10 protein-coding genes are annotated in these 14,578 nt (G+C 52.1%); 7 read left to right on the forward strand and 3 right to left on the reverse strand.

The genetic code is table 11. The features are described 5' to 3' along the window. Positions 1 to 28: 28 nt before the first annotated feature. Positions 29 to 847: an SDR family NAD(P)-dependent oxidoreductase gene (locus tag C4S72_RS02820; protein ID WP_235009026.1), complete on the forward strand. Its 819-nt coding sequence runs from the start codon at positions 29 to 31 to the stop codon at positions 845 to 847. Positions 848 to 1,153: 306 nt separating this feature from the next. On the opposite strand, the gene C4S72_RS02825 is transcribed toward C4S72_RS02820, so the two are convergent. The 3 genes from C4S72_RS02825 to C4S72_RS02835 form a co-directional block, all read right to left on the reverse strand. Beyond that, positions 1,154 to 2,380, reverse strand: a complete 1,227-nt coding sequence (locus tag C4S72_RS02825; RefSeq protein ID WP_200826649.1) for a maltoporin — start codon at positions 2,378 to 2,380, stop codon at positions 1,154 to 1,156. A gap of 189 nt (positions 2,381 to 2,569) precedes the next feature. Further along, positions 2,570 to 3,580, reverse strand: coding sequence for an ABC transporter permease (locus tag C4S72_RS02830; protein ID WP_104001546.1), 1,011 nt, complete (start codon positions 3,578 to 3,580; stop codon positions 2,570 to 2,572). Next, a complete protein-coding gene (locus C4S72_RS02835) occupies positions 3,577 to 6,054 on the reverse strand; it encodes an ATP-binding cassette domain-containing protein (RefSeq protein WP_104001547.1) in 2,478 nt (825 codons plus the stop codon). Before C4S72_RS02835 ends, C4S72_RS02830 begins: the two co-directional genes overlap by 4 nt. Positions 6,055 to 7,042: 988 nt before the next feature. Here C4S72_RS02835 and C4S72_RS02840 point away from each other — a divergent pair. From C4S72_RS02840 to C4S72_RS02865, 6 genes are all read left to right on the forward strand, one after another. Then, entirely contained in the window at positions 7,043 to 7,987 is a 945-nt protein-coding gene (locus C4S72_RS02840; RefSeq protein WP_104001548.1) for an AraC-like ligand-binding domain-containing protein, read from the forward strand. 112 nt (positions 7,988 to 8,099) lie between these two features. Beyond that, positions 8,100 to 8,996 carry a LysR family transcriptional regulator gene (locus C4S72_RS02845; protein WP_104001549.1) on the forward strand — a complete coding sequence of 299 codons (897 nt, stop codon included), beginning with the start codon at positions 8,100 to 8,102 and terminating at the stop codon, positions 8,994 to 8,996. 445 nt (positions 8,997 to 9,441) lie between these two features. Next, positions 9,442 to 10,464 (forward strand): TRAP transporter substrate-binding protein, encoded by a 1,023-nt coding sequence (locus C4S72_RS02850; RefSeq protein ID WP_104001550.1) that lies wholly within the window; start codon positions 9,442 to 9,444, stop codon positions 10,462 to 10,464. 127 nt (positions 10,465 to 10,591) lie between these two features. Next, positions 10,592 to 11,113, forward strand: a complete 522-nt coding sequence (locus tag C4S72_RS02855; protein ID WP_104001551.1) for a TRAP transporter small permease — start codon at positions 10,592 to 10,594, stop codon at positions 11,111 to 11,113. Beyond that, positions 11,103 to 12,404, forward strand: coding sequence for a TRAP transporter large permease (locus C4S72_RS02860; protein ID WP_104001552.1), 1,302 nt, complete (start codon positions 11,103 to 11,105; stop codon positions 12,402 to 12,404). The genes C4S72_RS02855 and C4S72_RS02860 overlap by 11 nt, the downstream gene beginning before the upstream one ends. Before the next feature lie 429 nt (positions 12,405 to 12,833). After that, positions 12,834 to 14,534: a GMC family oxidoreductase gene (locus tag C4S72_RS02865; protein WP_104001553.1), complete on the forward strand. Its 1,701-nt coding sequence runs from the start codon at positions 12,834 to 12,836 to the stop codon at positions 14,532 to 14,534. The last annotated feature ends 44 nt before the right edge of the window (positions 14,535 to 14,578 follow it).

A 14,578-nucleotide genomic window follows, 5' to 3' on the forward strand; every position in this document is an offset into this window, starting at 1 on the left:
CGGTGAGTAACGCGAAGACCTGATCAAGTTGACGAACATTTCTTCAAATAACAAAAAACATGAGGGTTCGAATAGCATGACTCACCACACTAACAACCAATTGTTAGCGGGACGCATAGCATTGGTTACTGGAGCAGGGCAGGGAAACGGCAGAGCAATCGCGCTTGGGCTTGCTGCGGCTGGCGCGCGAGTAATTGTGACCGATGTGAATAATGCCACTGTCCACGAAACTGCTGAGCTAATTCGTCAGAATGGCGGTGAAGCCTGGGCTTTCTTGCTCGATGTTACCTCTTCTGATGCCTGCTTGGCCTTGGCGAGAAGCGTAGGCGCTGAAATTGGTGCAGTCGATATTATCGTAAACAATGCCGGAATCATTATTCGGGAAGGCATCGATAGTGAGCGGGCCGTCGAGAATTGGCAGAAAGTGATCGACGTTAATCTCAATGGAACATTTAACGTCACTTATGCCTGGCTGGATGCTTTGAAGGAAACCCGGGGCACAGTAATCAATGTGGGCTCTATCGCTTCCTTTGTTGGCGTAGCGGATACGCTCGGCTACTCACCTTCGAAAGGCGGAGTGAAAATGCTGACTCAGGCCCTCGCTCGGGAGCTGTCATCTTACGGTGTACGGGTAAATGCTATAGCACCGGGGGTTATCGAAACGCCTATGACCGAGGCGACGCGAAACAATCCGCAGCGCCTGTCGGGATTTTTGAGCCGTACCCCTGCAGGTCGGGTCGGTACGCCAGAAGAGCTGATCGGCCCCGTCGTATTCCTCGCTTCTTCCATGTCCTCATATATTAACGGTGTCACTCTTCCGGTAGACGGCGGGTTTTTGGCAGCCTGAGTAGTTTTCTGCGCTCTAGTTACACATTCTTTTAGCCCACGGCTCGGGCACTCCTCGCAAGAGTTTCAGGTGTGTCGGCTTGAACTCTTGCATTTTTTGCTCATCTTATACATCTATATTTATTAATATCTTAAAAATAAGACGCATTTTTATGCACTTAAATCGAATATTAATATCCGATTTAAGTCACGAAATTTTAATGAAGTATATTGCTTTGAAAGAAGTGCCTATCCTCGCTGGAATAGGCACTAAGAGTAGCGTTATGCCAATCGTAATAACGCCTTTTATGGGGGATTTATCGCTTTATTACCAACTATATTCCACCTGAAGGCCGACGGTCGTCGAATGGGTATCTCCCTCAGCAGGCCCTGTACTGGATAGGCCTGAGCCTGGTTCGGCGGCATCGCGTGCAGCTTCATTCCATGTGGCGTAGGTGTAATAAAGTTTAACCTCTGGCCTGGTCCAGAAACCGGGGCCGCCGGGTGACCAGGTGGGGGCGAGTGTAAATTTGCCAAGGTATTTGTCTTCAGGATCTGTATCTACGTAGTCGAGTCCCGCTTCAAAGCTCAGTTTAAAGGTTTCAGTGACAGCATAAACGGGGCGGAAACCGAGAGAGATCCACTTCTGATCCGCTTGTCCCCGTCCTGAGTCGTTTTGATATACGAATTGAAAGGCTGTCTGGAACTTCGGTGAGTGAGTCCAGAGGAAGTGATCGACTATTCGCCAGCTTTTTGCTGTGTTGTCCAGAGACATATCACCCGTATAGCCAAGTGCGGTGCCGGGCCCGACACCATACTGAACGGCAAAAGTGTTGCTGATATTCTGGTCGAATATTCCCGATTGAACATGCTGGAGGCTCACCGACCAACCGCTATGAGCGTTGTCGTCATTGGATGGCTTGGCAAGGTAGTTCAGGCCAACTTCCAGCTCCCCCCCTTTGTTAGTATCGAAGCCGGCGATGTTGAAATCGTGCCGTGTAACATAGTCTTTTTGGAAGATGTTATCTCTACGAGAAAACACATAGCTGTATTCCAGGCCACCAATAGGGATGCTATCCAGACCAAAACCTATAGCGCTCTGATTCCAATAGAAAAAATCGGAAAGATAAGAGAACTTTCGCTTGTAGTATCGGTTGCCTACCCAAATATTACCGCCATTTAGAGCGCTGATATCGTTCCAGTAAGCGTAGGCTTGCAGAAATTTAGCATAGCCCCCGTCATCCGTTTTAAATGTTACCTTTTGGTTGAATGGGTTTAGTGCGGCTGGCATGGTGTAAAAGCCAACAGTTGAACCATCATTAAATGTTCCAAAGTCCTGTTTGAAACCCAGTTCTATATATTGTTCACACTCATTACCTAAACGATATTTCGCACCAGAACCCGATAGTTGGTAACAGCTTTGTGATCCTGTCCAATCGGAGGTGCCGAATCCGGTACGCAGGTAGTTATCTACCATTTCAAGTGCGTTTGCCTGAGTGGTAGAAAAGATGGCACCCAAGAATAGAGCTGAAGGTTTTATTAGGTTTGTTTTCACGTTTGTTCCTTTTTATTTTTATACTTTATTTTTTATTTATCTTTTCAAAAGATAAATATTATCTGTCGGTCGTCAGCCGGTAATTTAAGGACGAGCGAAGTCGGCCAAGCGTTATGCCGCCTGACAATCAACAAAATCTGATGGTGGAGAGAAGCCCCTGATGTTACCCAGGGGCTGGTGTTCTAAAGGCTATTTCCCGCTCATAAGAGAGGGCAGGACACGGATCGTAACGGCAAGGAGTATTGCCAGGGATTGAACGAGCAACTGCATCGCCGGGCCAGCGCCGAGTGCCAGTACGAGCTGGGCAAGCTGCGCCATAAACAGCGCTGCGACACCGCTGGCTACGACGCTCCCTTTACCACCGGTGAAAGGCGTTCCACCGATGACAACGGCTGCTATCGCAGGTAGCAGGTAATCGTTACCTGCGGTATGCGATGCGTTTCCGATATAACCGGCGAGTAAAATGCCACCCAAAGCGAAGCAGATAGCAGAGAGAACATAGGCGCCGACCTGATAACGCAAGGTCATGATGCCGGCTGCAGTCGCGGTACGGGGGTTTACACCCACGGCTACAAAACGTCTGCCGATAATGGAACGCTTGGTAATCAGCGCGACGATTACGACAAACAGTACGGCCAGCCACAGACTACTGGGCATCCCCAGGAGGTTTTGTTTAGCAAAAGCCTGGATACTCTCCGGTACCGCGACCGGGGAGTTACCGGTTATCGCTCTTACGCCGCCTATAAGCAGTGCATTGACAGCCAGGGTCGCAATAAGAGGCGTGATGTTAACGCGTGCGGTTAATAGCCCGTTGATAATACCAACGACTACCGCCATCGCGAGGGTGGCAACAATCGCTATCAGAAATGATCCGGTTGCAAAGCCGACTTCGGCTACCACTATGCCCGCGAGAGACACCATGCCCGGTACAGACATATCGAGTCCGCGTTGCTGGATAACCACAGTCATACCGGTGGCGACGATGGCAAGGATGCCGGCGAACGGCAGCATCGCAAGCAGCGCGCCTTTGGTAACGGTACCGGGTGCAACAATAGCGCTGATCGCAAACAGAACCGCCGTGCCGATCCACACCCATGCGAATTCGTTGACCTGGAGCCGGAATCCAACAGACTTACTGGCCTGATGATCGACAGAGGCTGAAGCGCTCCCGTCTAACTTGATTGCAGAGTTCATATTCATTTTGCCACCGCCATTTGCCGACTCTTCGAATACAGGGCCACTGAAGCCAGTATCATCCCGCCCAGTAGATAGGACTGCCACGCATCGGTGACGCCCAGAAAGCTGGTTACTACGTTGACCTGTGTAATCAGCAGAGCTCCCAACAGTGCTCCGACGAAGGAGCCTCGGCCGCCGAACAGGCTTGCGCCGCCAATGACGACTGCTGCAATGCTTGTCAGGGTGTAGGAAGTACCCGAGTTCGGGTCACCCGAGCCCACCTGAGCCATCATCGGGATGGCCGCTAAACCGGCGAACAGGGAACAGCCTACGTATGCGCTAAGGCGCGTAAGGCGCGGTTTGATACCGGCTACACGAGCGGCTTCCGGTCTTGATCCCAGGCCGCGGAAGGAGAGGCCCCAGCGGCTTCGGAACAGGCCGAACTCCAGTAGCAGTGCCAGAATGACGGCAGCGGCGAGTGTCAGCGGGACTATGCCGACAGATGAGTCGAGGGACTCCAGCACACCGTCTGAGAACAGTCCGCCAGGTATCGGGCGCAGTTGCAGGGAGACCGCCTGCAGAGCCATGAATGTGACAAGAGTCGCGACCATAGGGTGCATCTTTAGTGGATCGACAAGAAACCAGTTCAGGAGGCCGACACACACCACGACCCCTAGTACGATTGCCCACCCCAGCGTCTGTGTTTCGGGAGGTGCACCTTCGATAAGAAAGAAGGATTGAAGGACTAACACCAGCCCCATCAATGGCCCGACAGAGAGGTCTATACCGCCGACCAGCATCAAAATCTGCTGACCAAACGCCACCAGTGCCAAGGTGGCGACCAGTGGAAGAACACCGGCCAGATTGCGCTCGGTGAAGTAATACTCGTTGACTGAGCCTGTGTAAGCACCAAGCGCGATGATGGCGATGGCAAGCATAAGAATGGGGGCAATATCTCCCGCCGTCCATTTCCAGAACTTTGACGTCCCCTCCGAAGCGCGCTCGCGCGTAGAGGTTGCCGTCAACACCGCGGAGGTGATTTTGCTTTCAACGACATCTTTACCCTGCAGCTCCTTAACGACATGACCTCGGGAGAAGATCATCACCCTGTCGCAAAGGCCCGCGATCTCCTGCTGGTCGGACGAAACTACGATGACCGCGACGCCCCGTGAAGCGGCCTGTCGCAGGGTTCTGTATATCTCCATGCGGGTACCGATATCGACTCCCTGGGTGGGTTCATCGACGAGGAGTACCTGGGGATCTCCTGCTAGCACGCTGGACAGCACCAGCTTCTGCTGGTTGCCTCCGGACAGTGAACCAATAGGCGTTTCGACGCTGGGCGTTTTGACTGCAAACTGGTTTACAGCCTGTTGCGCTCGCTGAGTTTCGCTGCGGCGGCTGGTCAGTCCTGCGGAAAGATCCTTGAACAGGCTGCGAAGCGAGAAGTTTTCCCGGACTGAGAGCTCTGCCATGATGCCTTCGCGATGTCGATCGCCAGGTAGATAGCGGATACCACTGGAAGTGGCCTTGGCAGGTGTGGCATTGGTGGCTTTGCGACCGTTGATAGTGATGGAGCCCGAGCTGTGCAATATGCCTGCTAAGGCGCGCATGAACTCTCGCTGGCCGTTGGCATCGATGCCGGCAAGGCCGACAATTTCGCCGCGGCGAACATGCATATCCACGTTAGAAAATCCCGGCCCACGCAGGCTTTTGACCTCCAGAACGGTGGGTTCGGAATCGGTATTGATCGCTTTGGCTGGGAACTCTCGGTCCAGCTCCCCGCCGACGATCAGTTCGACGATACGATGTTCATCCATCGAGCTTGCGTCGTAGGTCCCCTGGCCTTGGCCGTCGCGCAGTACGGTAAGTCGGTCAGCAACCTGCTGAACTTCACGGATGCGGTGGGAAATGTAAACGACGGCGCTGCCCCGTTCGGTGACCTGCTTAATGCGTTCAAACAATCTTTCCACGTCTTCCGGGAGCAGATGTTCGGTAGGTTCATCCAGCACGAGCACTTTGGGATCGGCTGCCAGGGCTTTGACAATTTCGACGATGAAGCGCTGCTCGGGGTTAAGAGTATTAACGCGATCGCCGGGGTCTACGGCGACATCGTCGCTCCAGCGCTTTAGTAGCTTGAGGGCCCACTGTCGGCACTGGTTCATCGGTGGGCGGCATCGTGGTGGGACACCAAGATAAAGGTTTTCCGAGACACTGAGATCGGGCATCAGGGCGGGTTCTTGGCGTACAATCGCGAGCCCAAGATCGCGGGCTGTTTCAGGATCACCGAGAACCTGTTCGCCGCAGATAGCGACGCTGCCTTCGTCTGCTGACAGGGCGCCAGAGGCTACTCCCATCAATGTTGATTTCCCGGCTCCGTTTTCACCGACCAGGGCATGTACTTCACCAGCCCTGACTTCAAACGTTACGTTGTCGAGCGCGCGGACGCCTGGAAACAGCTTCGTCACGCCATCGACTTTCAGCAGTATAGAACTATGCATATTTGTGCTTCCTAAAACAAATTACAGGTTTTTGAGTATCTTCTGCAGGTTTTAGGGCGCGAATATCAACGATCTGTTTGTGCTTAAAACAGGGCTAGGATTTGCGCTGCAAACGCGGTTGGAACAAGGTTCTGCGACCTGCTCCATTGGCGTTCCGGAAACAGAGGAAGCGGGAAATATCCCGGTTGTGGTGGCTGACTCACGCATGAAACGTGAGAGGGTACTAGGAGGTGTTTTCTTATTATTCATAATTCCTTTCTCCGATAGATGAATATCGATTTTTATTTTTTAGGTCTGCTAAACGATCAAGGATAGTGACCGGCTGCTAATAGAGCTTTGGTCACTGCCTTTATGTTTTTCATCATCCTTGAGAGCTTGATAGATGAGTGTTAAGAGCGGCTGATAAGTCATGTACACCTTAATACTCACGCAACAGAATCTAGCGGCTTACGCAACTCATCGCTTCGCTGCAGCGGACAAACACTTTTGTCTTCGAGCGCCAATGATTGAATCTGTGTGCCACAGCGAACAGTGTCTGAAAGGGTGGGTGGTTAAGTATGAAAGCTCCAGAGAAGGTGACTGCAAGGCGAGGAATAAGCCAAGGGCCTGCGTTGACAGGCTCTCCAGACAGGATGGGCGCGTAGCTGATAGCGTTCGTTATTATATGATGCATTAGAAGTTGACAAATTGCAGCGATGGCAATAGGGTTTCGGCAGGGCTTTTGCCTGGGTTGAGTAGGTCGTAATGCTGTGCGGCGCGCCACCCTGGCTAAGAGGCAGTGGAAGACAGCTGTTGATCTCGCCCCAAGTCTTACCGGTTTGTGGAGCTGGCTGCGCTAAGCAGAGAGTTTCCGAAGGACCTGAGTGGCTTTAAAGCTGGGCAGCGCCTATGTACCCCCATATGGCGTAAGTTGTTCAGAAGAAAATACAGGTTAGCTCGCGTTAGGGTTTATAAAAAAAATAAAAGGGCATCAAGCCCAGGAGTTAGCATGAGTGCTCTATTTGACGTGTATAACGTTAAAGAAGAAGAACGTTACGACTACTGGCATGAACTGATTTTTCGCTATTTCTGCAGGGTCGAGAGCCAGCAGTTGAGTGATAAGTTTATTGATGCCTCTCTTATCTGGAATCAGTTGGGCTGTCTCGGTCTGAGCGAAATCCGCTGTGAAGCTGTCCGCTATGAACGCTCCTCTGGAGCTCTCCAATCCGCGCCCAACGAAGATTTTCTGGTAAGTCTGATGCTGGAGGGTGAGGCAAATATGTCTCAGGCCGGAAGGCATACCAGACAAAAGCCCGGTGACATTGTCTTTTATGACAGTGCCCGCGGGTTCGTATATGAGTTTACCAAGGCTTATCACGCTATTGTCCTTCGAATACCCCGCCGATCTCTGTTAAGTCGATTCCCGGGCGCAGAAAATCTAACTGCGGTGGCGATGAGCAGTGAGGCTGATATGGGAGCGCTGGTTAGAAGCATGATGCTCAGTGCGGCATCGGTTGATGTGCCAAAGGATAGTTCGGCCGCTTCCAGGGTGGGAGCATCAATCGTCGATGTGTTGTCAGCGGCCCTCGAGACCCAGATGGCGGGTCTTGATGTGATGGATGATCGGCATGCCAGTCTGTTGCAGCGGGCAAAAAATTACATTCGGGCGAACATTGACGATCCCGATCTCAATGTAGAAGCCGTAGCTAACGCGGTGGCTGTGTCACCGAGAACACTGAACCGACTCTTCGCATCTGAAGGCACGCCGGTAATGCGGTGGCTATGGAAAGAGCGGCTCGAACAGAGTCGCAGTATATTAAGCGAAGGGCGTGCGACTCAGGTCACCGAGGTTGCTTTAAATCTTGGGTTTAAAAGTGTTTCTCACTTCAGCAGAACCTTCAAGGATACCTATGGCGTCACTCCAAACATGATCTTGCGGGCACGAAGTCACTGACGTTACTGGGCAAGGTGAAAGATCAGAGGCCTGACGCCGGGTGGGGTTAACTTCCTGGATCTAATCCCTTGAGCGTGGATGCCTATTTTAGTCTCAGTGGGAGATCGTCTTCGTGTCGAACCTGAATGATATAGAGCTGTTCAGTAAGGTCGCAGAATCCGGCAGTTATTCGCGGGCGTGCGATTATTTTGATATCCCCAAAGCAACGCTAAGTCGGCGTATCAAGGCGCTTGAAGAAGCCCTGGGTGTACGTCTTATTAACCGCAATACGCGTAAGTTCAGCCTCACGGAGGCGGGCCGCTTCCTGCATTTACAATCGAAACCCATGCTTGAAGGGTTAGAGAATATCGAGCGCGCCGTATCGGGCTTTCAGGATATTCCGTCGGGTAATCTTCGTGTCACTATGCCTGTGGAGATCGGTACCCGGATATTGAACGATATTATCTGCCGTTTCTCACAACGTTATCCTCTGATCTGTCTCGATATCAATCTGAGCAATGAACTGATCGACATTGTTGAGGAAGGGTTCGACGTGGCGATTCGCGGTGGGGCGCTTAAGGATTCGAATCTTGTTTCCAAAAAGGTGATGTCGACCAAGCTGCACTTGTGCTGTACGCCGGACTATCTGAAAAAGCACGGTACTCCAGCACACCCCGAGGAGTTAATGGGTCACGTGCTCATAGTTTATCCCACTCCTTCGGCTCTACCGTTACGGCTAAGTCGCGGCAACGAGAGCGTTGCGCTTCAAGGGCAGGTCAAGCTGAAAACCAATAGCCTGGATCTGGTACTCAAGGCTTCACTGAGTGATCTTGGTATAGGTCTGTTGCCCTCCTCGGTAGTCTCTGAAGATGTGAAGGCGGGGCGATTAGTTACCCTTTTCGAGGACTGGAAGGCGTTTGATATAGGTCTATACGCGCTGTATCCAGATCGGCAAAAGCCGAAAAAAGTCGATCTGTTCCTGAATTTTATAACGCAGGAGTTGGCCGAGGTTCAAAAGAGTTTTATCTGAAATGCTGAACGCGCATCTGCCAGATGCCAGCGGCCTCTGGCTGCTGCACCTGCCTGGTAACACTATTCCATTTTTGAAATAGTCTTTTTCTCGTCTGATGTTGAAGGGGAAAGCTTATTTAACGAGGATGATCCGTAATTAGCTATCAAAAATACTAACTATAAAGATACATACGGGCATGAGTAGTGGTGCATCCTTTCAGCAAACCTGTCTAGATAATAATTCTGTGTTTGTCGCCCCCGACAATTGGCTTATTTCTCGTCTTTTTATTTCACTGCCATTCTTATGGCAGTTCTTAAGCTCGTATCGACCACCATTTTATGATCGCTCTTCAGGCTTGGAGTCGCTTGATACTGCGTTGAAAAATCTATCGATTACGGGGTGGTTTTCTGCTGCCCGTCGCTTTGTTCTCCAATAACTAAAACTAGAAACCCGGGAAACCATAATGAACAGTGTGAAAAAGTCTTTTCTAGTATCTGCTGTGAGTGTCTCTCTGTGCGCATCGGTTAGTGCTAATGCGCAGACGACGCTCAAGGTCAGTCACTTCTTGCCGCCCAGTCACTTTATCCATGACACCTTCATAGAGCCCTGGACTAAAGAGGTTGAGGAGTGTGCCGGTGGAGAGGTGAAGTTCCAGATATTTCCTGGTGGATCGGCGTTTGGCAATGTGGCTAAACAGCTGGACCAGGTGAAGGCCGGGGTGGTCGATATAGCGCACGGTTTGTCGGGTGTGCCGCGGGGACGCCTGCCGCGCACCAATATAATTGATATGCCGTTTATGGTTAAAAGTAGCGATTCGGCCACACGCGCGTTATGGGATCTCTACCAGCAAGGTTATATCGCCGACGACTTCAAGGGGCTTAAAGTGTTGGCGCTGCATGCCCATAACGCGGGTCTGATTCATACCCGTGACAAGCGTATCGATGATCTGAGCCAGCTCCAGGGGTTGAGGATCCGATTTCCGAGTGTGACCACTAAGTCGATGCTTGAGTCTTACGGGGCCTCTGCCATTGGAATGCCGCCTACCCAGGTCTATGAAAACCTGTCTAAGGGTGCGATCGATGGAACGGTCTTCCCCTGGGATGCCGTAGGTGCCTTTAAGCTGGATGAGGTGCTGAAGTATCACCTCGACGCCAAGGCTTATACCACCTCTTTTTTCTACGTGATGAACGAGCGTAAATACAACATGCTGCCTGAAAAGGTTCGCGGTTGTATTGATACCTACAGTGGCCAGGCGTTGATCGACCAGCTGGGCGGTTGGTGGAACGACGCCGATAAACCGGGTTACGAAGCGGCAGTGGAGCGAGGTAACGAGATCATCGAAGTGTCCGATGAACAGCGTCAACGCTGGCGCGAACAGCTTGAGCCTGTGGTGAATTCCACCCTGGAGAGTCTGAAAGCGGATGGAGTGGAAGATCCTCAGGGACTTTATGATGCGGCCCAAAAGGCTGTCGCCAAATACGAGTAGGCCTGGGCTGTCGGAGCCTTCTTTTTTGGCCTCCTCGTAACCCTGCTTTTATCAGCGCCGGGCGTGATCCGGGGTATCAGGGCTTCTGGCGCTCTGGTCGCGCTCTCGTTCATAGGTTTCTGAATCGATGTTACGTTCTTTTGATAATCTTCTAGGCTGGGTAGCTACCGCACTTACCCTGTCGGGTATGCTGGCTCTTCTTGGGGCGGTTCTGCTCACAGTGACGGATATACTGCTACGCCTCTTCGCCGGTTACTCAATCTCTGGCGTTGTCGACCTGACACAGCTTGCGGTGATGTTTGCCGCTTTCTTTTCCATTCCCTACGCCTTCAAGCAGGGAAGTCACGTCTTTGTATCCTTGCTAAGCGACCAATTTGGTCCCGTAGGTCGGCAGCTGATCGAAGTTGCAGGGCTAGTGTTGGCGACCACCTTTGTGGGCTTGATCGACTGGTTTTCCTGGCAGCAGGCGATGCTGGAGCTGAGCTACGGAGATGTATCACAGACTTTGGGCATACCTAAACTTTATTACTGGATACCGCTGCTGGCGGGGATGGGGCTTTCTACACTGCTTTGTATGTCCAGGTTAATGGTCTGTCTGGCAGCCCTTTGCAGTTCAAATATGCGGCAGGGAGTTGAACATGGCGCCTGAGATTATTGGGGTTATCGGTTTTGTATCATTGTTATTGTTGATCGCGTTCAGGGTGCCGGTGGCGATAGCGATGGGGATAGTGGGTTTGGTCGGCGGCTATATCATCAATGGCCCCGACAGTATCGGTTTTATTTTGGGTGCGACACCGTTTGAAACGGTGTTTCCCTACGGACTATCGGTGGTGCCGCTGTTTATTTTGATGGGCGCTTTCGCAACGCATGCAGGTCTCTCCGGAAGTTTGTATAAGGCTATCTATACCTGGATCGGGCACTTTCGTGGAGGGCTGGCGATAGCAACGGTGGGGGCCTGTGGTGCCTTTGGCGCTATCTGTGGATCGAGTTTGGCCACAGCTGCGACGATGACCAAAGTGTCGATGCCTGAGATGAGGAAGCGCGGGTACGACGAGGGGTTGGCCAGTGCCTCAATCGCCGCGGGGGGAACTCTGGGCGTACTGATCCCGCCGAGCATTATTATTATCATCTACGCCATTCTGACCGAGGCATCGATAGGCAAACTGTTCGCAGCGGCACTGTTGCCGGGGTGCCTGGCGGTCATCCTCTATATGCTCGCAATCTCGATTCGCACCTGGCTAAACCCGGCGCTGGGCCCACGAGGCGAGCGTCGCAGCTGGGGAGAGCGTATCGCTGCACTGGTAAGTATCTGGCATATCGTTCTGCTGTTTGTGCTGGTGATCGGAGGCATCTATGTTGGCTGGTTTTCGCCAACGGAAGCCGCATCCGTTGGGGTCTTCGGCGCTTTCTTCCTGGCGCTTACCGTGGGAAGGATAGGGCTGGGTACTTTCCTTGGCTGTCTTAAGGAGACCGCTGCGACATCGGGGATGATCTTTTTGATTCTAATCGGTACCGCGGTGTTCAACTTCTTCATCGAAACCACCATGCTGCCTACCCTGTTGGCAGACTGGATCGTCTCGTCTTCACTCAGTCCCATGGCAATCCTGCTATGCATACTGCTTTTCTACGTGATTCTGGGCTGTTTTATGGATTCGCTCAGCATGATTTTGTTGACGCTTCCTGTGCTGTTTCCAGTGGTGCAGGCCCTGAATTTCGATGTGATCTGGTTTGGCATCGTGGTGCTTTCGGTGGTCGAGATTGGTTTGATTACCCCTCCGGTGGGGATGAACCTCTTTGTCATTATGGCGGCCTATCCCGAGGTTAGACTGAAGTCTCTCTACCTCGGTGTCATACCCTTTTTGTTGGCGGATGTTGTGCGTGTAACGCTGCTGATACTGTTCCCTGCGCTGACACTTTGGCTACCCTCATTGATCGTCTGATCTGCTTGTACAGATAAGCCTTCCTATCTGCTTCTGTAAGCGGGCGGCACGAGAAATACGTTACTCAGATCTCTCGTGCTGTTGCCGTCCGCTTCTCCCGTTTTTATCTGCTTGATGCCTTGTCCCAGGCCTCTTTCGCGCCTAATAACATACCTGATTCTACTGTCAGCAGGCCTTATGAGGTGGCATATGTCTGGCGCATACAATCAAGGAAAAATGGCGCTGGAAGGCGAGCCGTAAAACTTGTGCTGCGTATACTGAATTTCATTGCAAGTTTTAGTATGTGCCTTACGCCAAAAAATCTTGTGATAGAGCTTTGGAGCGGTCGCGGAAAATGGATCGTCTTTTAAGTTCAGTTAATGGCACGTCAGCCAACCAAATGTGCGTTAGTAAAAGTACATGAGTATCAAATAATTATAAGGAGTTATCATGACTGACTACATTATCATCGGGGCTGGGTCAGCAGGTAGCGTGCTTGCTAATCGCTTATCAGAAGATCCAAGTATTAATGTGACATTGATCGAGGCGGGTGGCTGGGATAAAAGCCCATTTATCCATATGCCGGCAGGGTATTTTAGACTCATGCAAACCGGTCAGCTGGATTGGGGTTATCACACGGTGCCTCAGCGTCATGTTAATAACCGTTCAATGTTTATCCCGCGAGCGAAATCGATCGGTGGCTGTACCACTGTTAATGGCATGATCTATACCCGCGGTGACCAGACCGATTACGATGCCTGGGCTGCGATGGGAAATAGGGGATGGAGCTATGATGAGGTTCTCCCTTATTTTCGCAAAGCGGAAACCTGGGCTGGCGGAGCAACACCAGTGCATGGTGGGCACGGGCCGCTAAAAACAAGCCGTTTTGGCATTAAAAACCCGGTTGCAAAGGCGTTCATTGAAGCGGGTGTCCAGATGGGCTTCCCCTATAATGATGACCTGAATGGTGGTCGTCAGGAAGGTTTGGGCCCCTGTGACAGCACCGTCGCTGACGGTATCCGCTCCAGTGTTTCTCGCTGCTATATCTCGAATATCAAAAATCGAAACAACCTTAATGTCATCACCAAGGCGCTCGTGTCGCGCATCTTGATCGAAAATGGTCGGGCTGTTGGTGTTGAATATATCCAGGGAAATTCTACCAAAAAGATAATGGCCTCCAAGGAGGTTATTCTGTCTGGCGGTACGTTTAATTCCCCGCATGTTCTGCAGATGTCTGGCATCGGTGACCCGAGGCATTTGCAACAGATTGGCGTCAAGGTTGAGCATGATCTGCCGGGTGTTGGCCAGAACCTTCAGGATCACACCGGCTGCGGTCTCAAGATTCGCCTCACCAAACCTCTGTCGATGTTGAAATACCTCTCCCCCTGGCAGACGGCCCTTGCCGGTGCCGAGTACCTCCTCAATAAGACCGGTCCCTGCTCCTATCATGGCGTTGAAGCCTGTGCGTTCCTCAGTACGCGGGAGGGCTTGGTTGCACCAAATATCCAGTGGCACATGAACATGGTTATGTACGAAGACCATGGCCGCAAGATCATCTGGGAAGAGGGGGTCATGCCTTACTTCAACCTCTCCCGTCCGGCGAGTCGCGGCACGGTTCTGGCGAGCTCCGCTGATCCTACCGCGCTGCCCGAGATCGACCCGAATTTCTTCTCTGAACATGACGACCTGGTTCAGATGCGCGAGGCCCTGCGCCTGTCCCGTGACATCGTCGCTCAATCCGCCTTCGATGATTTCAGGGGAGAAGAGTACGGACCCGGCAAGCAGGCGCAGTCCGATGCCGAAATTGACGAGTATATCCGGCAGAAGTGTGAAAGCGTTTATCACCCGGTCGGTACCTGCAAGATGGGTTCTGACGAGATGGCGGTGGTTGATGACCAGCTGCGTGTCCATGGCATTGAAGGGCTGCGCGTTATCGATGCGTCCGTCATGCCGACGCTCCCCAGCGGTAATACCAATGCTCCGACAATCATGATTGCAGAGAAGGCGAGCGATCTCATTCTCGGAAAAACGATGGATACCAGTCGGGATGCAATGATGAATCCGCCCACCCGAGGCGCCGTCGCCGAAGCTCAGCGTCAGACTGCTATGGCTGCATTCCTGCGTGAGCGGGAAACGCATACCGTTTCTTAAACAGGCCGCAATTAGCGTTGAGGTTTGCGCCTTGTTGGTTCTTA

Source organism: Marinobacterium lutimaris (genome assembly GCF_900108065.1).
Classification (GTDB): Bacteria; Pseudomonadota; Gammaproteobacteria; order Pseudomonadales; family Balneatricaceae; genus Marinobacterium_D; species Marinobacterium_D lutimaris.

Coding starts and splice junctions, on each gene's coding strand:
- C4S72_RS02830 (WP_104001546.1), bottom strand. CDS start 3,580: ATGAATATGAACTCTGCAATCAAGTTAGACGGGAGCGCTTCAGCCTCT.
- C4S72_RS02835 (WP_104001547.1), bottom strand. CDS start 6,054: ATGCATAGTTCTATACTGCTGAAAGTCGATGGCGTGACGAAGCTGTTT.
- C4S72_RS02840 (WP_104001548.1), top strand. CDS start 7,043: ATGAGTGCTCTATTTGACGTGTATAACGTTAAAGAAGAAGAACGTTAC.
- C4S72_RS02850 (WP_104001550.1), top strand. CDS start 9,442: ATGAACAGTGTGAAAAAGTCTTTTCTAGTATCTGCTGTGAGTGTCTCT.
- C4S72_RS02855 (WP_104001551.1), top strand. CDS start 10,592: ATGTTACGTTCTTTTGATAATCTTCTAGGCTGGGTAGCTACCGCACTT.
- C4S72_RS02860 (WP_104001552.1), top strand. CDS start 11,103: ATGGCGCCTGAGATTATTGGGGTTATCGGTTTTGTATCATTGTTATTG.
- C4S72_RS02865 (WP_104001553.1), top strand. CDS start 12,834: ATGACTGACTACATTATCATCGGGGCTGGGTCAGCAGGTAGCGTGCTT.